The organism is Dietzia natronolimnaea (assembly GCF_002289575.1).
In the GTDB taxonomy this organism is placed as follows: Bacteria; Actinomycetota; Actinomycetes; order Mycobacteriales; family Mycobacteriaceae; genus Dietzia; species Dietzia natronolimnaea_A.
Genome location: NZ_NTGA01000005.1, coordinates 120,779 through 140,545 on the forward strand (window position 1 = coordinate 120,779; position 19,767 = coordinate 140,545).

Below are 19,767 nucleotides of genomic sequence, written 5' to 3' on the forward strand. Positions count from 1 at the left end.
CGGCCGCCCCGGGGTGGTCGTCAGTTCTCCGCGGAGACCTCGGGCGTCGGTTCAGGCGACACCGAGGATCCGGAGATCGACCCGAGTCGCTCCTCACCCAGTGAACCCTCCACGGCGTCGACGGCCGAGTCCGTGCTGACGGAGCCGGCGAGCGAGCCACCCACCACCGGGACCCCCTCGATGACGGCCCCGACAGACCCCGGGACATCCCCGCGGCTCAGGAAGTCCACGGACTCCGCGACGGGCTTGACGACCATGCACACGACGCCGATCGGCGGCAGCGGAATGCCCGCGAGGTTGGCAGCCGCACCGGCCACGGTGCCGACCGCACAGGCGGCGCTCGCGACCGAACCGACCGGGCCGGAGGTATACCCGGGCAGAGACCCGGTGACGGAGGCCGGGAGCAGCTCGCCGGCCGAGCCGAGACCGCCGGTGTCCCCGTCGGTGTCCGTTCCGGCGGATCCGGACAGTGACGCCGAGTCGAGGGCGCCCGAAGACAGGCCGTCCGCGCTCTGGGCTGTGGCGGCGCCGGACGAGAAGACGAGAAGTGCGGCGGCCAGCGCTCCGGCGCAGGCGATGGATCTGGTCACGATGATCTCCGAGCATGACGGGGCGCGCGGCCCTCGGCGGATGGATGAATAACGAGTCCATCACATATCCGCCGGGAGCGGGGCGGTGTTACGCCACGGCCCACACGCGCCGGTGACGCGAACCCGCTCGGCGCCGGTCCTCGCCGCACTCCGGCCGGATGAGGGAGAGTGGAGCCATGACCGGGATCCCGACACGCGCCGCCGCCCACTCACTGGCCGACGTCATGCCGTCGATCGCCTCCTCGCTGGGGGTGGACATCCGCAACCCCCTACAGTTGCCGCCCACGAGGGATGCGGTGTTGGTGCTGGTCGACGGTCTGGGCGCCGAACTGATCCGGGAGCACGCCGACGTCGCCCCCACCCTCGCGGCGATGACCGCGCGCATGATCTCCGCGGGATTCCCCGCCACGACGGCCACGAGCCTGACCAGCCTCGCGGTGGGCGCACCGTGTTCGCGCCACGGCATAGTCGGCTACAGTTTCGCGCTCCCGGACGAGGGCGCGGACACTCCCACCGTGTTCAACTCCCTGCGGTGGACCACGGGTTCAGCCGAGGGGCCCTCCGCACTGGACCGATTCCCTCCGCGCGAGGTGCAGGTACTGCCGAGCCTTATGGAGCTACTCACGCAGCACGGTGTCGACGTCACCTACGTCATGCGGGAGGATTTCCGGGAATCCGGACTCACCCGCGCCGCGTTCCGCGCCGACGGAGACTATCGGCCGGCGATCTCACTGGAGGAGATTCGCGAGGCGGTGCTGGACGCCGTCTCCGGATCGTCGCGCTCCCCGCGGTTCGTCTACTCCTACTTCGGCGACCTGGACCTCATCGGGCACATTCACGGTCCGGGCTCCCCCGAATGGCGTCAGTCCCTTCACGACGTGGACGCCGTCGTCGCCGACCTGGCGACTGATCTGCCCCCCGATTGCAGGATGGTCGTCACCGCCGACCACGGGATGGTCGCGGCCGACACCGTCATCGATATCGATTCCACTCCGGCGCTCCTCGCGGACGTCGACGCCGTCGCCGGCGAGGCCAGGGTGCGGCACCTCTACGCCCGGGCCGGGTCCGGACCCGCGGTCCAGTCCGCTTGGAGTGCCGAACTGGGGGGCCACGCCCGCGTGGTGAGCCGGGAGCAGGCACTCGACGAGGAGCTGTTCGGTCCGGGCCGGGAGCACGCCGAGCGACTCGGCGACGTCATCGCGATCGCGACAGGCGGTGTGATCCTCGCCCGCTCCCACCACGAGAAGATGGAGTCGAGTCTCCTCGGCCACCACGGCGCGAACACCGCGGCCGAGCAACACATCCCGCTCGTACTGCGGTGAGCCGTCGGCCAGGTCAGCTGGTGACCAGCACCCGCAGGTCGGAGGTCAAGGTCCGCCGGAGTCCACGCGCATCATCTGGAAGTCCCGACCATCGGGCCGGTTGAGCATCTCCTCCATCCGCTTCCGGTCGAAGGGCCACAGATCGATCTCACCGCCGGCGGTCTGATACCAGGACGTGCACCCGGTGTTCCACACCGTCGGTCCCATCGCCTCCCGCACCGCACCGGCGAACTCCTCGGTCGCCTGGTCGGTCACCTCGACGGCGTCGAACTGGCCGCGTATCCAGCGCTCGATCCACTGCGCGACGTATCGCGAGGTGAGTTCCGCCGAGTACTGCAGTGAGATCGACCCGGTCGGCGAGTTGGGACCGAGAACGGTGAAGAGATTGGGGAATCCCGGGATCGCGGTCATCCGGTATGCCCGCGGGCCGGTCGCCCAGGCCTCATCGAGACTCAGTCCGTCGCGACCGGTGATCCGCATGGGGCGCATGTACTCGTGCGCGCGAAAACCGGTGGCCAGGACGATCACGTCGACCTCGTGGTGGACGCCGTCACCGGTGCGGATGCCGGTGGGCGTCACCTCGATTATCGGGCCCGTGACCAGTTCGGCGTTGGGGGCGGTGATGGCGCGGTAGTAGGTACTCGAGACGACCTGCCGCTTGCACAGCGGTTCGTAGTCGGGGGTCAACTGCTCGCGGAGTCGAGGATCGCGCACCTGTCGGCGGAGACTCGACCGCGCGTAGGCCTGCACCGCCCGGCGACGCCAGGTCGGCTTGAGCACCACGTCCGCCAGAATCCCCGACGCCCACAGTGCGGCCGCGTACAGACCCCGCTGCAGTCCCGGCATCCGGCGAAGCAGGGCGGTGAACAGCTCGGGTTGGCGGACGCCCATCGGCGCCCAGAGGATCCACTGCGGGGAGCGGGTGAAGTGCAGTACACGCGAAGCCTCCGGCTGAAGCGCGGAGACGATCTGCACCCCCGTGGATCCGGACCCGATCACCGCGACCCGCGATCCACCGGTCTCGAGTTCCGGGTCCCAGCGGGCGGTGTGCACGACCGGGCCTGCGAAGGAGTCGAGTCCGTCGATGTCGGGCACATGGGGGTGGTGGAGCACCCCGGTCGCACACACCACGAAGTCCGCGAGGAGCGTCTCCCCCGCCGCGGTGGTGAGAGTCCAGGTGGCGGACTCCTCGTCGTACACCGCATCCGTCACCTCGGTTCCGAGCCGCAACCATCCGTCCAGTCCGCACCGCTCCACCACGTCCCGGTGGTAGAGCCGGATCTCCTCACCGGATGCCCAGACGTGCGACCAGTCAGCTTTCGGCGCGAACCCGAACTGATAGAGCTGCGAGGGGACGTCGCAGGTCAGGCCCGGGTAGCGGTTCCAGTGCCACACCCCGCCGACGTCGGTGCCCTTTTCGCAGATCACCACATCGCTCAGCCCGGCCTGTCGGAACGTGTGCGCAGCAGAGATTCCCGCAATTCCTGCACCGATGATCACCACGCGGGGTTGTCGCAGACTGGTCACCACTCTGGTGTACAGGCTCGGGCGACCGGATGCGATGGTTCGCCCGGACTCGTAGCGTCGGTGATATGCGTGAGCGCGCATGACACGACCAGCGAGAGGAGCCTGACATGAAGGCGGTCACCTGGCACGGCAAGCGCGATGTCCGCGTGGATGAGGTACCCGATCCCAGGATCGAGGAACCCACCGACGCGATCGTCAGGATCACCAGTACGAACATCTGCGGGTCCGATCTGCACCTGTACGAGGTGCTCGGGCCGTTCATGAACGAGGGCGACATCCTCGGCCACGAGCCGATGGGGATCGTCGAGGAGGTGGGATCCGGACTCACCGATCTCTCCCCCGGCGACCGGGTGGTGATGCCGTTCCAGATCTCGTGCGGCCACTGCTACATGTGTGACAAGGGCCTCAACACGCAGTGCGAGACCACCCAGGTCCGCGACCAGGGGATGGGCGCGGCACTGTTCGGCTACTCCGAGCTGTACGGCAGCGTCTCGGGCGGCCAGGCCGAGTACCTCCGGGTGCCGCAGGCCCAGAACACGACCATCAAGGTGCCGCACGAGCACTCCGACGACCGGTACCTGTACCTGTCCGACGTTCTGCCGACGGCCTGGCAGGCGGTCGAGTACGCGCAGATCCCCGACGGCGGGACCGTCGTGGTGCTCGGGCTCGGTCCGATCGGCGACATGGCCGCCCGGATCGCCTCCCACCGCGGACACCGCGTCATCGGGGTGGACCCGGTCGCCGAGCGGCGGGCCCGCCAGGCGCACCGGGGAGTCGAGGTCCTCGACCCCACCGGCGTCCCCGGTGAGCTGGGCGACGTGATCCGCGACATGACCGACGGGCGCGGGCCGGATTCGGTGATCGACGCGGTGGGCATGGAGGCTCACGGGTCCCCCGTCGCGACCGCCGCGCACGCGACGGTGGGACTGCTGCCCAAGTTCCTCGGCAAGAAGGTGATGGAGAACTCGGGGGTGGACCGACTCGCCGCCTTCTACTCCGCCATCGACATCGCGCGCCGGGGCGGGACCATCTCCCTGTCCGGCGTGTACGGCGGCACCGCGGACCCGTTGCCGATGCTGACGATGTTCGACAAGCAGCTCACACTCACGATGGGGCAGGCCAACGTCAAGCGCTGGGTGCCGGAGATCATGCCGCTGCTCAACGATGACGACCCGCTGGGAGTGGATGACTTCGCCACCCACCGGCTCCCCCTCGCGGACGCCCCCCACGCTTACGAGATCTTCCAGAAGAAGCAGGACGGGGCCGTCAAGATCGTCCTCACCCCGTGAGAACGGGGCCCGGCGGGACGCGGACAGGTAGGTTCCGGGCATGACGGAACTCGCCCGCCTCCTGCTCGTCCGCCACGGGCAGAGCGTGGGGAACATCGCTGACGACGAGGCCCGCGCCGCCGGGGCGCACCGCCTCGATCTGAACTACCGGGACGCCGACACCCCACTGTCGGAGACCGGGGTCACCCAGGCGTCGGCGGTCGGCACGTGGTTGGCCGCACTGCCGGACGAGCACCGGCCGACGGTGTGGCTGACCTCCCCGTACCGGCGGGCGGCGGACACGGCCACCGCCGCGTTGGACGCCGCCCGCCTGGATGCCACCCTCCTCACCGACGAACGACTGCGCGAGCGGGACCTCGGGATCCTGGACGGGTTCACCGGGCACGGTATCCGTGACCGCTTCCCGGCGGAGGCCGAGCGGCGCGACAGGATCGGCAAGTTCTACTACCGGCCCCCGGGTGGGGAGAGCTGGACGGACGTGGTCCTGCGTGTGCGGTACCTGCTCACCGACCTGCGGCAGCAGTACGCCGGGCAGCGGCTGTGCATCTTCAGCCACCAGGCGGTGATCATGGGGTTCCGGGTGGCGTTGGAACACATGGCTGAACAGGACATCCTCCACGTCGACCGTGAGGACCCCCTGCCCAACTGCTCGGTGACGACCTACCGGCACGGCGAGGGGGCGCTGCGCCTCGAGCGGTACGCCGACACCACGGCCGTAGAGCGGGCCGAGGCCCCCACCACCCGCGAGGGTTCCGCGGCGGACGAGGACGGCCGGTGACCGCCGGCCAGGAGGGCGAGGCGCTCGTGCTCACCTCCCACCGCCTGCGGGGCTGGGCGCTTCCCACGCCGGACGGCGGCAAGGAGAGCCGCGGCCGGGTGCTCGTCGTCGGAGGCGGTCGCACCACACCGGGCGGGGTGCTCCTCGCGTCGGAGGCCGCGCTGCGCGCCGGGGCAGGCAAACTCCAGATCGCGACGGCATCCTCCGTGGCGCCGGGGTTGGCCCTGCGGATCCCGGAGTCGATGACGGTGGGGCTCCCCGAGGACGAGCAGGGCGAGCTGTCTCCGGACGGCGCGGGGACGGTCGCCGAGCTGGCGCAGGGGTGTGCCGCCGTCGTCCTCGGCCCCGGTCTCGGCAACGTCGAGGTCGCCGCGGAACTGCTCCGCCGAGTGGTCCCCGATCTCGACTGCACGCTGGTCCTCGACGCTCTCGCCCTGGCGTTCCTGACCGCGAGCCCGGACGGGGTCGCCCACCTCGAGGGTCGCTGTGTTCTCACCCCGAACACCCGGGAACTGGCGAGGACTCTCGACGTCCCCGAGTCCGACGTCGAGGCCGACACCCCCCGGTGCGTCACCGACCTCGCCCGGCGCACCCGAGCAGTGGTGGTCTCCGGGGCGGCCACGTCGTGGATCGCGTCACCCGAGGGCGGTCTCTGGCGTGACGAATCGGGCACCCCCGGGCTCGGGGTGTCCGGCTCGGGTGACGTCAAGGCCGGGGTCATCACCGGGCTGCTTGCTCGCGGGGCGGATCCCGCTCAGGCTGCCGCGTGGGCCACCTTCGCCCACGGCCGGGCCGGTGAACGGCTCGCGGTGCGGGTCGGTCCCACCGGATTTCTGGCCAGAGAGCTGTTGTCGGAGATCCCCCACGTCATGGCCGAGCTCTCGTCTTGAGCATCCGTCCACCGTCGCGCTCCGGTCGCGCGCGCGACCGGCTGCGCCCCGGCCCCGGGACTGGCAGGCTCGGGTCATGAGTTCCACCGACAAGTCCCGTGCCGAGAAGATCCGTTCCGCCATCGATGACGCCACCGTCCCGGATGCCGACACCCTGCACCGTGCCCGCATGATCGTCGTGGACAAGCTCGGAGAGTGGGACAGCCTCGGAATTGACGAGATCGTCGAGTCGGTGTGTGAGGCCTACGAGGCCCCCTCCGGTGAACCGCTGCGGCTCGCGGACGTGGACCCCTCCGGCCCCGCCACCGACACCCCCGCGATGCGACACCTGCGCTACGCGAGGGCGGCGCGCACCGCGCTCATCGACCTGGAACGGGAGGGGAGGATCGTCGCGGTGGCCGAGCACCCCGGCGACGCCGAGGCCGACACCCTGACGGGCGAGCAGACCGCGGACGACGCGATCCCCGGCGCCGACCAGGTCACCGCCACCACGGAGACCACCGGTCCCGCCGGCCGGGAGTCGGGTGCCGACGAGCTGGTCCTCAGTAGCGGGCCGCAACCGCGGGGTCGGCGGTTCGCCCTGGCCACCGGCTGACCTTCGCCATCAGCGCGGGGACAAGTTCAGACCGACGCCAGGGTCAGAAGCGAGAGTGTGGCCAGATCAGAGCGAGGTCGTCGACTCCGGGTGGTCGGTCTCCCTGAGCGCCTTCTGCGCGCCCCCGGAGAGGGTGGACTCGCCCAGCCTGGCCTCGCGGTAACGGTCGGCCTGTGCCTGGGTGATGGTCTCGCGGACGCCGTCCTTGGCGTAACAGACCGGCACCCAGGCTCCCTCGGAGTCGAGGCGAGCCACGATCCGCTGACGCAGCCGGAACGGCTGGATGGAATCCGACCAAGCGACCAGAAGGTCCAGGTCGGTCCCGCGGGCGTCGGGGAGCGAATCGGTGGCGCAGAAGTGCTGCACACTGCGCCACACGGCGAACTGGGCCCCGGTCACCGAGAGCGGATCCACGGTCACCGGTCGGGAGGACCGAGCCGAACGGCTCCGGGTCGACGGGCCGGGGGCCGGGCGCGGGGGCGGCGGCGAGGTGTTCTCCCCTGACTCCACGCGCCGGCGGGCCTCCGCCATCCGCTGCTGCCGGCGTTCCGCCGGCGTGCTCTTCTCGCTCGTGTCCCAGAAGCCCGTCATGACAACCAACTTTACGCGGGTCCCGGCGGTCACCACCGCACCAGAACGACCGGGTGGGGTGGACCTCACATATCCAGCCCGAGGTCCAGCACCGCCACGGAATGGGTGAGTCCGCCGACGGCGAGGAAGTCCACGCCGCAGCGCGCGTAGTCCGCGGCGACGTCCAGACCCAGACCGCCGCTCGACTCCAGCCGGGTCCGGGGTGAGATCGCGTTCCGGCGCTGGACCGCCGTCTGCGTCTGCCAGACGGGGAAGTTGTCCAGCAGGACCAGGTCCACCTCCGAGGCGAGCATCTGGTCGAGCTGCTCCAGGGAATCCACCTCGACCTCGCAGGGCAGGTCCGGGAACCGCTCGCGGACGGCCGCCAGGGCGGGAAGGACCCCACCGGCGGCCACCACGTGGTTGTCCTTGACCAGGACGGCGTCCCCGAGGCCGAGCCTGTGGTTGACCCCACCACCGCATCGCACCGCGTACTTCTGCAGCAGCCGCAAACCGGGCATGGTCTTGCGGGTGTCGCGGACGGCGCATCCGGTGCCCTCGAGCCGGTCGACCCAGGCACGGGTCGCGGTCGCCACCCCGGAGAGGTGGCACACGAGGTTGAGAAGGGTCCGTTCGGCGGTGAGCAGACCGCGGGTCGGCGCACCGATCTCGGCCACCACATCACCGGCCGACACGCGGTCCCCGTCCCGGGCGTGGAGCGTCACCGAGAAGTCGGCGCCGCCTCCGTCGGAGCCGTCACCACCAGGGCCGAGCACCTCGGTGAGGACCAGTTCGATCAGCGGCAACCCGACCACCACCCCGTCGGACCGGGTCGCGAGACGGGCCGTGGCCCGGGCGTCCGCGGGCACGGTGGCCAGCGAGGTGGCATCCGGGCCGTATCGGAGGTCCTCCTCGAGGGCGCGCCGGATCGCGATGAGGGCGTCGGCCCGGGTGTCGGGGTCGAACAGGTCGTCGTCGTCGCCGGAGGCCAGCGAGGTCGCGCCGGCGGCTACCCCGCCCTCTCCCCTGCCGGTCACTCCCCGGATCCCGGGTTGCCGATCGCGATCATCCGCTCGACCGACCCCCGCGCGGCCTCGGCCGTGGCGGGGTCGACGTGTACCTCGTCCGCGCCCTCGACGAGCGCGCGCAGCAGCGCGGCCGGGGTGATCATCTTCATGTAGGGGCAGCTGGCCTGCTCGTTGACCGGGAGGAAGTCGATCTCCGGGGCGGCCTTGCGCAACTGGTGGATCATCCCGATCTCGGTGGCCACGAGGACTTCCCGGGAGCCCGAGGCGCGGGCCGCGTCGACCATCCCACCCGTGGACAGGATCTTGACCTGATCGGCCGGGACCGCGCCCTCGGTGGCCAGGTGCAGCGCGCTCGTCGCGCAACCGCACTCGGGGTGGACGAAGAGCTCGGCGCCCGGGTGCGCCTCGGACTTGGCGGTGAGCTGGTCGCCGTTGATCGCGGCGTGGACGTGACACTCTCCGGCCCACACCAGAACGTTGTCGCGGCCCGTCTTACGCCGCACGTGCGCGCCGAGGAACTGATCGGGCAGGAACAGGACCTCGCGATCCGGGTCGATCGACTCGACCACGTCGACGGCGTTGGAGCTGGTGCAGCAGATGTCGGTGAGCGCCTTCACCGCGGCGGTGGTGTTGACGTAGGAGACCACCACGGCGTCGGGGTGCTCGGCCTTCCACTCCGCCAGCTGCTCGGCGGTGATGGAGTCGGCCAGCGAGCACCCCGCGGCCTCGTCGGGGATGAGGACCGTCTTGTCCGGTGAGAGGATCTTGGCGGTCTCCGCCATGAAGTGGACCCCACAGAAGACGATGGTCGACTGTTCGGCCTCCGCGGCGATCCGCGACAGGGCCAGCGAATCCCCGACGTGGTGCGCGATGTCCTGGATGGCGGGCACCTCGTAGTTGTGCGCGAGGATCACCGCGTCGCGCTCGGCGGCGAGACGGCGGATCTCGGACGCCCACCGGGCGTCGGGCTCTATGCCGGTGTACACCGCGCCGTCGTGACGGATCCCGGCGGCCAGCGGCGACTCCAGCCTGCCGACGGTGCTCTCCGGCCGCGGCGCGACCGTGATGCCGTGTCCTATGGCAGTGCTCATCGCTGCCCCCTCCCGGGTCGGTTCTGCAGACCGGTACCGCACCGGCCCTTGTTTTCGACTTATAATCGAAAACATGCCCAAGTGTAACACCGGTCACGAGGTGCTCGTCGTCGTGGGTCAGGTCCGCCCGGTCGCGCACCCCACCTCCCCCGCGTTGCACGTCTTGCACGTGTTGCTGTGGCAACACACGCTGGGCCCCGCGGCCGGGCGGTGGGCGCTGCCCGGCGGGGTGGTCGGGGACGACGAGGACCTGGCCACCTCCGCCACCCGCCAGCTCGCAGAGAAGGTGGACGTGCGCTCGCTGAGCCACCTGGAATCCGTGGCGGAGTTCTCCGACCCGTCGCGAATTCCCGGTCGGCGGGTCTTCGCCTCGGGATTCCTCGGGGTCCTGCCCAGTGACGCCGACCCGGACATCCCCGACGACACCGCGTGGTTCCGGGTGGACGATCTTCCCGACACCGTCTTCGATCACGCGGAGATCGTCGCCCGGGCCCGGGCCCGGCTCGCCGCCAAACTCTCCTACTCCACGCTGGGCTTCGCGCTCGCTCCGGAGGAGTTCACCCTCTCCACCCTGGCCCAGCACTACGCCGCCGCCCTCGGCCATCCGGTCGATCCCACGAACCTCCAGAGGATCCTCACCAGGCGGGGCGAGCTGGTGCGCTGCGGACGAAGCGCACCGCCGGGACCCTCGGGCGGCCGACCCGCCGCGCTGTACCGATTCGCCGAGCGCAGGCTGCGGATCACCGACCAGTTCGCGACTCTCCGGCCGCCGGTCGACGTCCTCACCGAGGATCGCGCATGAGGCCTAGTCCGGACGGTCAGTGGACACCGACTCCGGGGGCACCCCGTCCGGACCGACCGCGCCCTCCCCTCCGTCCCGCAGCTCCGGCGAGTGGCTGACGTGGGCCAGCGCCGCGACGGTGAACGCGGCGATCATCGCGCCGAAGGCCAGCCACCCGGCGCCGGGCGGAAACCAGTCCCATGATGGTCCCGTGGTCCCGTAGATCATGCGGTCGAAGAACAACGCCCCCGCCGTGGGCGGCTGCGCGACCACCGTTCCGTACGGGGCGTCCTCCGCGGTCGGGGCCAGGAGCGCTGCCAGCGGTGAGGCCGCGGCCGCGGCGACCGAGCACGTCAGCCCGGGCAGCAGCACGAGGACGGGGACGCCCCCCGGGCGACGCAACCCCGGGTGGCGGTGCCACAGGGACAGGACCGCACACACCACCGCGGCCCCCAGCAGGACGATGAGCATCAGGAGCTGACTTCCGCCGTCCGCTCCGGACTCCGGGAGCCGCAGTCCCCTCCCCCCGCCGACCGAGAGCAACTCCGAGCGGGGGGCGGCCACGACCCACAGCAGCAGCGCGACGACGGCCGGACCGACGACCCCCGCGAGGGTCCCCACGGCGCGCCACGGCGGTGAGCTCAGCATGCGCCGGACTGTACCAACGCGGGCGAGGTGAACAGTCTGTGGTGTAATCGGACCCGGTTCCACCACGCTCTGACGCGGCGCCACCACGGTTTTCGGTGCGCGCGCTCGCAGGGCCGGGGCGCCAGCACAGCCCGGACGACTCGTCAGGAAGTATCCGCCAGTGGCCACCAGCACTCCGAACCCGCCGGCTCGCCGCCGGCGCGGGAAGATGGCTTACCGGCACGACATCGACGGTCTGCGTGGCCTGGCCATCGCACTGGTCGTGGTGTTCCACATCTGGATGGGGCGTGTCTCCGGCGGCGTGGACGTGTTCCTCACCCTGTCCGGGTTCTTCTTTCTGGGATCACTCCTGCGCGGCGCAGGCCTCCCGGGTACCCCCCTCAATCCACTTCCCCACCTGAAGCGGCTCGTCCGGCGCCTGTACCCGGCGCTCGTGGTCACTGTGGCGGCGACCGTGGTGGGGACCATCCTCATCAAACCCCCGACCCAGTGGTCGGCGATCTTCGAACAGACCGTCGCCTCGCTGTTCTACTACCAGAACTGGGAACTCGCGCTCACCTCCCAGGACTACGCGGCAGCCGACGCCACCATCTCGCCGCTGCAGCACCTGTGGTCGATGTCGGTCCAGGGCCAGTTCTATCTGGTGGCCCTGGCCGTCATCCTGGGCCTGACCGCGGTGTGGCGACTCGTCGTGAAACGCGGGACTCCCAAGTGGATGCTGCTCGGGGTGGTTCTCGCGGGCACCGTCGCCTCGGTCTGGTGGTCCGCGTACGGGCAGACGGTCAACCAACCCTGGAACTACTACGACACCGGCGCCCGGATGTGGGAGCTGCTCGTCGGCGGTCTGGTGGCCATCGTGTTGGCCGGGGTGGTCCTTCCGTGGCCGCTGCGCATGCTCACCACGGCCGCCGGCCTGTTCATGGTCGTGAGCACGGGCTTCTTCTTCGACGGTGCCGCCTACTTCCCCGGCCCCCTGGCCTGGTATCCGATCGGCGGCGCGCTGCTGATCATCCTCGGCGGCAACCTCCCCGACGGTGAGCGTGCGACGCCGCGGAGGGACCCGGTCACCTGGCTGCTGTCCGGGCGGGCGTTCCGTCGGCTGGGCGACATCTCGTACTCCCTCTACCTGTGGCACTGGCCGATCCTCATCCTCTGGCTGTCCTACGACCGCCAGGCCGAGATCACGCTGGTGTCGGGGTCGGTGATCGTCGCCGCCTCGGTGGTGTTGGCCCTGCTGACCGAGAAATACATCGAGCGACCCCTGCGGATGGCCAGCCGGGCGCGGAGCCGGACCACGCCCGCGGCCCAGAAGCGCGACTCGCTCCGCAAGGGGTCCGGTCGCTCCGAGCGGGACCAGCGGCGCTTCGTGCGGGCCACCGCCCTCGTCGTGGTGTCCGCCGTGGCCAGCCTCAGCGCCGTCGGGTGGTGGACGGTCACCTCGGCCTCTCGCTCCGCGGTGCCGTACGTCGATTCACTCACCGACCCGGACCACCCCGGGGCCCGCGCGTTCTTCGACGGCGTCCCGGTCCCCGAGGATGCCGGCTACGTCCCCTCCCTGCTGCAGGTGGGCAACGACCTGCCCATGAGCACCCTCGACGGCTGCATCTCCAACTTCGAGTCCTCGGAAGTCGAGATGTGCGTGTACGGCGACGTGACCGCACCCCGCACCATCGCGCTGGTCGGCGGCTCGCATGCCGAACACTGGATCAGCGGCCTCGACGAGGTCGGCCGCCACTACGGTTTCCGAGTGGTGACGCTGCTCAAGATGGGCTGCCCGTTGACCCTGGACGCCTCGGTGTCCGACAGCGACGAGTTGCTGTACGAGAGCTGCGCCGAATGGACGCCAGCCGCGCTGGCCGCGCTCGTCGGCCTGGCACCGGACTTCGTGTTCACCACCGCCACCCGACCGGTGGGGGTCGTGGGCCCGGATGTCACCCCACGCCAGTACGTCGACCTGTGGCGGGCGCTCGACGAGCAGGGCATCGGCGTGATCGCCATCCGTGACACCCCGTGGCTCAACCAGGGACGCGGCCCGATCCGGGCCGGGGACTGCCTGGGAGACGGCGGCACCCCCGAGGAGTGCGGGATGCCCAGGGAGCGGTCCATCGCGCCCATCAACCCGGCGGCGCTCGCCGGTGCCGGGATCGACTCGGTCCGACTCATCGACCTCACCGACGGCCTGTGCGACGCGGGGAACTGCCCCGTCGTGGTGGGCAACGTCATCGTCTACCACGACTCCCACCACCTCTCGGGATCGTGGGTACGGTCCGCGTCAGGCGAGCTCGCCCGGCAGATGGGGCCCGCGACCGGCTGGTGGTGAGCGTCGGGGGCCCGGTACATCGGCACGAGTCCGGATAACCACTACTGTTGGGCGTTGTGACCAACGACGACACGCAGCAGTCCGCCCCAGAGCTCATTCGTGCCTGGCCCGGTAGCGCCTTCCCCCTCGGCGCCACGTACGACGGGACCGGCACCAATTTCTCTCTGTTCTCGGAGGTGGCCGAGCGTGTCGACCTGTGTTTGATCGACCGGGACGGCCGTGAGACCTGCGTCGAGCTGACCGAGGTCGACGGCCACATCTGGCACTGCTACCTCTTCGGTGTCACCCCGGGTCAGCGCTACGGATTCCGCGTCCACGGACCGTACGAACCCGAGAACGGGTTGCGGTGTGACCCCTCGAAATTGCTGTTGGACCCGTACGGCAAGGCCTTCGACGGCGAGTTCGACGGCCACCCGAGCCTGCACAGTTACGACCTGGACGACCCGACCAAGCGCAACACCGAGAACTCCCTCGGCCACACCATGACCACCGTCGTGATCAACCCCTACTTCGACTGGGGGAACGACCGCGCCCCCCGGCACGAGTACCACAACACCGTGATCTACGAGGCCCACGTCAAGGGCATGACCGCCACCCACCCGGACATCCCCGCCGAGATGCGCGGCACCTACGCCGGCATGACCCACCCGGCGATCATCGACTACCTCACCGACCTCGGGGTCACGGCGATCGAACTGATGCCGGTCCATCAGTTCATGCAGGACCAGCGCCTCATCGACATGGGGCTCCGCAACTACTGGGGGTACAACAGCTTCGGGTTCCTGGCCCCGCACAACGAGTACGCGTTCGCCGCGAAGCCCGGGGACGCGGTGAGCGAATTCAAGGCGATGGTCAAGGCGTTCCACGACGCCAACATCGAGGTGATCCTGGACGTGGTCTACAACCACACGGCGGAGGGCAACCACATGGGGCCCACGATCGGGTTCCGCGGTATCGACAACCAGGCCTATTACCGACTCGTCGAGGGCGACGAGCAGCACTACATGGACTACACCGGCACCGGTAACACGCTCAACGTCCGGCACCCGCACTCCCTGCAGCTGATCATGGACTCGCTGCGGTACTGGGTCCTGGACATGCATGTCGACGGTTTCCGGTTCGATCTCGCCTCAGCCCTGGCCAGAGGGCTGCACGACGTCGACCGCCTGTCGTCGTTCTTCGATCTGGTCCAACAGGACCCGGTGGTCAGCCAGGTCAAGCTCATCGCGGAACCGTGGGACGTGGGCGAGGGCGGCTACCAGGTGGGCAACTTCCCGCCACTGTGGACCGAGTGGAACGGCCAGTTCCGCGACACCGTCCGCGACTTCTGGCGGGGAGAGCCCGCCACTCTCGGGGAGTTCGCCTCCCGACTGACCGGCTCCTCGGACCTGTACGAGAACACCGGCCGCCGCCCCACCGCGTCGATCAACTTCGTCACCGCCCACGACGGCTTCACCCTCAACGACCTCGTCTCCTACAACGAGAAGCACAACGACGCCAACGGCGAGGACGGTAACGACGGAGAGAGCCACAACCGCTCCTGGAACTGCGGGGTCGAGGGCCCCACCGACGACCCTGACGTTCTGCGTCTGCGGCACCGGCAGCGACGCAACATGCTGGCCACCCTCATCCTGTCGCAGGGCACGCCGATGATCGCGCACGGGGACGAGATCGCCCGCACGCAGGGCGGCAACAACAACGTCTACTGCCAGGACAATGAGATCGCCTGGATGAATTGGGATCTCGATGAGGGCAAGGAGAGCCTCCTCGAGTTCACCCGCACCCTCGTCCGACTGCGGAGGGACCATCCCGTCTTCCGTCGGCGGAGGTTCTTCGGCACGGTGTTGCGGGACGACGAGGACCCCCAGGACATCGGCTGGTTCAGTCCCGACGGCTCGGAGATGACCCACAAGGACTGGGATTCCGGTTTCGGCAAGTCCCTGGCCGTCTATCTCAACGGCGAGGGCATCCACGAACCCGACGAGCGCGGCCAGCGCATCGTGGACGACTCGTTCCTCCTGCTGTTCAACGCCCACCACGAGCCCATCGAGTTCTCGTTGCTGGGGCCCGAGTACGCACAGTCGTGGGAGGTCGTGCTGGACACGGCGGACCACCTCGAGGAGCGCACCGGTGAGCTGGGGTCGGACGAGTCGATCACGGTGGCCGATCGCGGCACGATCGTCCTGCGCAAGGTCTCCTGATCGTGGCCCACGCGGACCAGGCCGGGACCGGAGCGCTGAGCAGGGGTGCGGCCCTGGCCAGCACCTACCGTGTCCAACTGCGGACGCCCGCCTCCGATCCGGAGGGCCGGGGGTTCGTCCTGGCCGACGTCGAGGACCTGGTCCCCTATTTGGCCGATCTCGGCGTGGGCTCGGTGTACCTGTCGCCCATCCTCGAAGCCACCCCGGGATCGACCCACGGGTACGACGTGGTGGACCCGACCAGGGTGGCGGCGGAACTCGGCGGCATCGACGCCCTTCGCTCGCTCCGGGCCACCTGCCGGGAGCACGACCTGGGCGTGGTGGTGGACATCGTCCCCAACCACCTGGGGGTGGACCGTCCGGCGGCGAACCGCTGGTGGTGGGACGCGCTGCGCCGGGGCCCGGAGTCGCCGTACTTCACGTACTTCGACTTCGACACCGAGGCCGCCAACGGGGCGGACGGCCGGATAGCGATCCCGGTGCTGGGGTCACCGGAGGACGTCGAGCAGCTCGTCGTCGTCACCCCCTCCCGCGCCGACACCGACACCGACACCTCCGATACCGACGGCGCCGAGACCGAGCTGCACTTCTACGACCATCGCTTCCCGGTGGCCCCTGGCACCGGGGACGGGACCGCGCAGCAGGTGCACGACCGCCAGCACTACCGACTGGTCCACTGGCGGGAGCCGCTCCTGGGCTACCGGCGGTTCTTCACCGTGACCGGGCTGGCGGGCCTGCGCCAGGAGGACCCCGCGGTCTTCGACGCCACTCACGCCGAGGTGCGCCGCTGGTGCGAGGAGGACCTCGTCGACGGGATCCGGGTCGACCACCCGGACGGGCTCGCCGACCCGGTGGGCTACACGCGACGGCTCCGCGAGCTGGCCGGCGACGACCGGTGGCTGTTGGTGGAGAAGATCCTCGCTCCCGCCGAGGTGCTCGACCCCGCGATGCCCGTCGACGGGACCACCGGGTACGACGCGCTCCGCCTGATCGACCAGATGCTGGTCGATCCCGCCGGCCAGGCGCGGTTGACCGAGCTGGCGTCCCGGTACTGCGGCGGCCCCGGTGACGAGGAGCAGGTCCACGAGCAGTCCGCCCGCCTCAAGCGGCAGATCGTCCTGGAGGACCTCGCCCCCGAACTGGGACGCCTGACCCGCGCGGTGCGGCGGGACGCCGCCCTCGGCCGCGAGGCGACCGAGGTGACGGGTGACGACGACGAGGCCCTGCTCCGCGAGGCGCTGGTCTCGGTGATCGAGCGCACGCCCGCCTATCGCGCGGACTATCCCGTCCTCCGCGGGACCCTGCCGGCGATCCTGGACGGCCTGCACCGCGACCGCCCCGAGCTGGCTCCCGCGCTGGGTCTCGTGGCCGGGGCCCTGGCCCGTGGAACCGAAGCCTCGGCCCGGTTGGCGCAGGTGACCGGGGCGGCCACGGCGAAGGCCGAGGAGGACCGCCTGTTCTACCGGCTCGGCCGCCTGGTCTCGCTCAACGAGGTCGGAGGCTCGCCGGGCCGCATGGGTCTGCCGGTGGAGGCGTTCCACCTCGCGATGGCCGAGCGCGCGCTCGCCTGCCCGCTGGCCATGACGGCGCTCAGCACCCACGACACCAAGCGGGGCGAGGACGTGCGGGCCCGCATCTCCGTACTCTCCCAGCTGCCCATGCAGTGGGCGCAGCTCGTCTCCGAGGTGTTCCGGGCGTTCCCCCCGCCCGCCGAGGACGCCGGGTACTTCCTCCTCCAGGTGATCGTGGGCGTGTGGCCCGCCGGCGACGATGCGGAGGGCGACGACCGGGAGGACGACTACCTGCCCGACGACCTGCGGTCCCGCCTGCACGATTACGCCGAGAAGGCCCTGCGTGAGGCGGCCGTGCACACCACCTGGACCGATCAGGACGGCGACTTCGAGTCCGCCGCCCACGGGTGGATCGACGCGCTGCTCGACTCGGGTGGGGCGCTGCTCACCCCGTTCGTCGAGCGCATCGCCCCCGCCGGACGGGACAACTCGTTGATCGCCAAGGCGGCGCAGCTGCTGTCCCCCGGGGTTCCGGACGTTTACCAGGGCACGGAGGTGTGGGAGGACTCTCTGGTCGACCCGGACAACCGCCGGTTCGTGGACTACGAGCCCCTGCGGTCCGGTGCGGTGGCCCGCAGTGGGCACCCCAAGTTCGCGATGGTCCGCGAGGCGCTGCGCTTCCGTCGTGCGCACCCGGCGGCGATGGCTTCCGGCGCGCACGTCCCGCTTCCTGTGCGGGGGCCCGCCGCCGCCGACGTGGTGGCGTTCACCAGGCTCGTCGACAGGGGTGCCGCGGTGGGCATGATCGCCAGACGGCGCACCGCGGTGGTCGGGGCCGGCGAGTTCGGCGGAACCGAGGTCCTGCTCCCAGAGGGAACCTGGGTGGTTCGCCCGGGTGGCTCGGTGATCTCGGGTCGGGTGGACGTCGGCGACCTGCTGGTCGGGTGCCCGGTCGTGCTGATCGTCCGCGACGACGTCTGACCGCGCGGGGGTCTACCCGCGGCCCCGGAGGCGCAGGGGTCTACCCGCGGCCCCGGAGGCGCAGGGGTCTACCCGCGGCCCTGGAGGCGGTCGGTCTCGCGTCGCTCTCGCTTGGTCGGTCGCCCCGCTCCCCTGTCCCGTCGAGGTTGTGAGGCCAGTACCTCTCTCGGCGGCGGCGGGGGCGAGTGGTCGATATAGCAGGTCGCGGCCACCGGCGCGCCCACCCGCTTGTTGACCGTCCGCACGACCTCGAGGACGCGAATCCGGCCGAGGGTGCCCGTCACCTGGACGCGATCGCCGGGCACGACGGGCTTCGACGGCTGCACCGCCTCGCCGTTGACCTTGACGTGCCCGCCGCGGCAGGCCGCCGCCGCCTTGGTCCGCGACGGGAAGAGCCGCACCGACCACGTCCACGCGTCCACCCGCACCGCCATACGGGGAGGATAGCGATACCGGTCGCCGCTCGCCGTTCGCGCCCGGTCCGCCCCTCGGACTGCGATCCACCCTCGTAGCTCGGGGGGCAACTCGCAATTGGATGGGCGGATCATCCACAGCGGTGAGATGTGGTGTCAAGGGAGGTCGGTTACCGGGTTCATCCTCATGCTGCCGCCGCCAGCAGCACGCGCCGGATCCGTTCGGCCAGCATCCACGGCCTCTCCAGATCTGCCCACCTCCAGTGGATGACCCGATATCCGAGGGCGACGAGCTCGGCGTCGCGATCCTTCTCCCTCGCGAGTCGACGTCTCACCTCCCTGAGATCGTTCCCGTCGAAGTACTTCCCGAACCCATCGCATTCGCCGATCACCCCGTGTTCGCGCCAGAGGAAGTCGACGCGGGCGACTCGATTTCCATGTGTGTCGATAATGTTCTCCTGGGTCGCCGGCCTCGGCAGGCCGTGATCAGAGAAGGTCAACCGGCTCAGTGTCTCGGCAACGCTCTCGCTCCGACCGTCCATCAGCTCCATCGCCGCCCGAGCCTTCTTGATCCCGCTCCTACCCGCCGCCCGGTCCAGGGCGACGTGCAGTGAGTCAGCAGTGGCCAACTCGCCGTAGGCAGCGGCATCGGCGGCCGAGACACCCGCATCCCGCCCACAGGATCTTCCGATGTCGACCACCGTCCGATCTGGCGAAGTGACCTGAAGCCCGCCGATGGTCACGATCTCGTCCGCGTCGAGCGGCGACACGTCGTGTCTCGTCAGCCTCGTGTTGCGCGATCGCTGGGCGTGGCCGTTGCGGGACACCGACACCTGCCGAAGTGGCAGTCCCCATGCGGGGAGTCCCAGCGCGAGTGCGGCCGACCAGTGGGTGAACACCGGCGCCGTGAGACATCTGTCAGTGGCGAGGACCATGAGGAGGTGTCGATCGTCCCGGCCTAGTTCTCGGGCGGCCGCGTCGACGTAGAACCCTGGTCTCAGACGGACCATCGCGCCGGTGGACACCGCTCTGCTGAGAGCCTGGGCGCTGACGCCCCTCGCTATCAGGTCGTCTGTGGTCAAGAGGCGTGAACGCAGTTCTTCGATTCCGGTCATGCATTCATGCTGTGCCACGGTTCTGTGGCGGGCCGTCGAGTCCGGTATGCGCCCAACGATGGTGTGGATGGATTCAGCGCGAGTGAATCGCCGCCGTTCGCGCATTCCGACGCGCTC

17 protein-coding genes are annotated in these 19,767 nt (G+C 70.2%); 9 read left to right on the forward strand and 8 right to left on the reverse strand.

Annotation, left to right across the window (positions count from 1 at the left end; genetic code table 11):
* Positions 1 to 20: 20 nt before the first annotated feature.
* Positions 21 to 590 (reverse strand): hypothetical protein, encoded by a 570-nt coding sequence (locus CEY15_RS03325; RefSeq protein ID WP_095717293.1) that lies wholly within the window; start codon positions 588 to 590, stop codon positions 21 to 23.
* Between the two features lie 176 nt (positions 591 to 766).
* Between CEY15_RS03325 and CEY15_RS03330 the strand changes: the two genes are divergently transcribed.
* A complete protein-coding gene (locus CEY15_RS03330; protein WP_095717294.1) occupies positions 767 to 1,912 on the forward strand; it encodes an alkaline phosphatase family protein in 1,146 nt (381 codons plus the stop codon).
* A 45-nt stretch (positions 1,913 to 1,957) separates the two neighbouring features.
* Here the strand turns inward: CEY15_RS03330 and CEY15_RS03335 are convergent, their stop codons facing one another.
* The gene (locus tag CEY15_RS03335) at positions 1,958 to 3,442 is read right to left on the reverse strand and encodes a flavin-containing monooxygenase (protein ID WP_095717295.1); all 1,485 of its coding nucleotides are present in this window, start codon (positions 3,440 to 3,442) and stop codon (positions 1,958 to 1,960) included.
* 104 nt (positions 3,443 to 3,546) lie between these two features.
* Here CEY15_RS03335 and CEY15_RS03340 point away from each other — a divergent pair, with 104 nt between their 5' ends.
* The 4 genes from CEY15_RS03340 to CEY15_RS03355 all read left to right on the forward strand — a co-directional run bounded on the left by CEY15_RS03340 (position 3,547) and on the right by CEY15_RS03355 (position 6,991).
* Positions 3,547 to 4,728: a zinc-dependent alcohol dehydrogenase gene (locus CEY15_RS03340; protein ID WP_095717296.1), complete on the forward strand. Its 1,182-nt coding sequence runs from the start codon at positions 3,547 to 3,549 to the stop codon at positions 4,726 to 4,728.
* Between the two features lie 40 nt (positions 4,729 to 4,768).
* The gene (locus CEY15_RS03345) at positions 4,769 to 5,506 is read left to right on the forward strand and encodes a histidine phosphatase family protein (protein ID WP_095717297.1); all 738 of its coding nucleotides are present in this window, start codon (positions 4,769 to 4,771) and stop codon (positions 5,504 to 5,506) included.
* Positions 5,503 to 6,396, forward strand: a complete 894-nt coding sequence (locus CEY15_RS03350) for an NAD(P)H-hydrate dehydratase (protein WP_095717298.1) — start codon at positions 5,503 to 5,505, stop codon at positions 6,394 to 6,396. The genes CEY15_RS03345 and CEY15_RS03350 overlap by 4 nt, the downstream gene beginning before the upstream one ends.
* Positions 6,397 to 6,472: 76 nt before the next feature.
* On the forward strand, positions 6,473 to 6,991 hold the full coding sequence (locus CEY15_RS03355) for a hypothetical protein (RefSeq protein ID WP_095717299.1): 519 nt from the start codon (positions 6,473 to 6,475) through the stop codon (positions 6,989 to 6,991).
* 66 nt (positions 6,992 to 7,057) lie between these two features.
* On the opposite strand, the gene CEY15_RS03360 is transcribed toward CEY15_RS03355, so the two are convergent.
* From CEY15_RS03360 to nadA, 3 genes are all read right to left on the reverse strand, one after another.
* Positions 7,058 to 7,582 carry a hypothetical protein gene (locus CEY15_RS03360; protein ID WP_176475004.1) on the reverse strand — a complete coding sequence of 175 codons (525 nt, stop codon included), beginning with the start codon at positions 7,580 to 7,582 and terminating at the stop codon, positions 7,058 to 7,060.
* A gap of 65 nt (positions 7,583 to 7,647) precedes the next feature.
* Positions 7,648 to 8,553 carry a carboxylating nicotinate-nucleotide diphosphorylase gene (gene nadC / locus CEY15_RS03365; protein WP_428844180.1) on the reverse strand — a complete coding sequence of 302 codons (906 nt, stop codon included), beginning with the start codon at positions 8,551 to 8,553 and terminating at the stop codon, positions 7,648 to 7,650.
* Positions 8,554 to 8,594: 41 nt separating this feature from the next.
* Complete coding sequence (gene nadA, locus CEY15_RS03370; RefSeq protein ID WP_095717301.1) at positions 8,595 to 9,680, reverse strand: quinolinate synthase NadA; 1,086 nt, start codon at positions 9,678 to 9,680, stop codon at positions 8,595 to 8,597.
* Positions 9,681 to 9,753: 73 nt separating this feature from the next.
* On the opposite strand from nadA, the gene CEY15_RS03375 reads away from it, so the two are divergent.
* Positions 9,754 to 10,482 carry an NUDIX hydrolase gene (locus CEY15_RS03375; RefSeq protein ID WP_095717302.1) on the forward strand — a complete coding sequence of 243 codons (729 nt, stop codon included), beginning with the start codon at positions 9,754 to 9,756 and terminating at the stop codon, positions 10,480 to 10,482.
* Between the two features lie 3 nt (positions 10,483 to 10,485).
* Here the strand turns inward: CEY15_RS03375 and CEY15_RS03380 are convergent, their stop codons facing one another.
* Positions 10,486 to 11,109 carry a hypothetical protein gene (locus CEY15_RS03380; RefSeq protein WP_245847182.1) on the reverse strand — a complete coding sequence of 208 codons (624 nt, stop codon included), beginning with the start codon at positions 11,107 to 11,109 and terminating at the stop codon, positions 10,486 to 10,488.
* Positions 11,110 to 11,317: 208 nt separating this feature from the next.
* Here CEY15_RS03380 and CEY15_RS03385 point away from each other — a divergent pair, with 208 nt between their 5' ends.
* The 3 genes from CEY15_RS03385 to treY are packed head-to-tail and all read left to right on the forward strand — an operon-like array spanning position 11,318 to position 18,122.
* A complete protein-coding gene (locus CEY15_RS03385) occupies positions 11,318 to 13,429 on the forward strand; it encodes an acyltransferase family protein (RefSeq protein ID WP_245847184.1) in 2,112 nt (703 codons plus the stop codon).
* Positions 13,430 to 13,485: 56 nt separating this feature from the next.
* On the forward strand, positions 13,486 to 15,630 hold the full coding sequence (glgX, locus tag CEY15_RS03390; protein ID WP_095717305.1) for a glycogen debranching protein GlgX: 2,145 nt from the start codon (positions 13,486 to 13,488) through the stop codon (positions 15,628 to 15,630).
* A 2-nt stretch (positions 15,631 to 15,632) separates the two neighbouring features.
* On the forward strand, positions 15,633 to 18,122 hold the full coding sequence (gene treY / locus CEY15_RS03395; RefSeq protein ID WP_095717306.1) for a malto-oligosyltrehalose synthase: 2,490 nt from the start codon (positions 15,633 to 15,635) through the stop codon (positions 18,120 to 18,122).
* A 68-nt stretch (positions 18,123 to 18,190) separates the two neighbouring features.
* On the opposite strand, the gene CEY15_RS03400 is transcribed toward treY, so the two are convergent.
* Positions 18,191 to 18,556 (reverse strand): RNA-binding S4 domain-containing protein, encoded by a 366-nt coding sequence (locus CEY15_RS03400; RefSeq protein ID WP_017836122.1) that lies wholly within the window; start codon positions 18,554 to 18,556, stop codon positions 18,191 to 18,193.
* A 164-nt stretch (positions 18,557 to 18,720) separates the two neighbouring features.
* Positions 18,721 to 19,650, reverse strand: a complete 930-nt coding sequence (locus tag CEY15_RS03405; RefSeq protein WP_095717307.1) for a type IV toxin-antitoxin system AbiEi family antitoxin domain-containing protein — start codon at positions 19,648 to 19,650, stop codon at positions 18,721 to 18,723.
* Positions 19,651 to 19,767: the final 117 nt, after the last annotated feature.

Coding starts and splice junctions, on each gene's coding strand:
- CEY15_RS03360 (WP_176475004.1), bottom strand. CDS start 7,582: ATGACGGGCTTCTGGGACACGAGCGAGAAGAGCACGCCGGCGGAACGC.
- CEY15_RS03375 (WP_095717302.1), top strand. CDS start 9,754: ATGCCCAAGTGTAACACCGGTCACGAGGTGCTCGTCGTCGTGGGTCAG.
- CEY15_RS03340 (WP_095717296.1), top strand. CDS start 3,547: ATGAAGGCGGTCACCTGGCACGGCAAGCGCGATGTCCGCGTGGATGAG.
- CEY15_RS03380 (WP_245847182.1), bottom strand. CDS start 11,109: ATGCTGAGCTCACCGCCGTGGCGCGCCGTGGGGACCCTCGCGGGGGTC.
- CEY15_RS03355 (WP_095717299.1), top strand. CDS start 6,473: ATGAGTTCCACCGACAAGTCCCGTGCCGAGAAGATCCGTTCCGCCATC.
- CEY15_RS03345 (WP_095717297.1), top strand. CDS start 4,769: ATGACGGAACTCGCCCGCCTCCTGCTCGTCCGCCACGGGCAGAGCGTG.
- nadA (WP_095717301.1), bottom strand. CDS start 9,680: ATGAGCACTGCCATAGGACACGGCATCACGGTCGCGCCGCGGCCGGAG.
- CEY15_RS03385 (WP_245847184.1), top strand. CDS start 11,318: ATGGCTTACCGGCACGACATCGACGGTCTGCGTGGCCTGGCCATCGCA.
- CEY15_RS03330 (WP_095717294.1), top strand. CDS start 767: ATGACCGGGATCCCGACACGCGCCGCCGCCCACTCACTGGCCGACGTC.
- CEY15_RS03400 (WP_017836122.1), bottom strand. CDS start 18,556: ATGGCGGTGCGGGTGGACGCGTGGACGTGGTCGGTGCGGCTCTTCCCG.
- CEY15_RS03405 (WP_095717307.1), bottom strand. CDS start 19,650: ATGACCGGAATCGAAGAACTGCGTTCACGCCTCTTGACCACAGACGAC.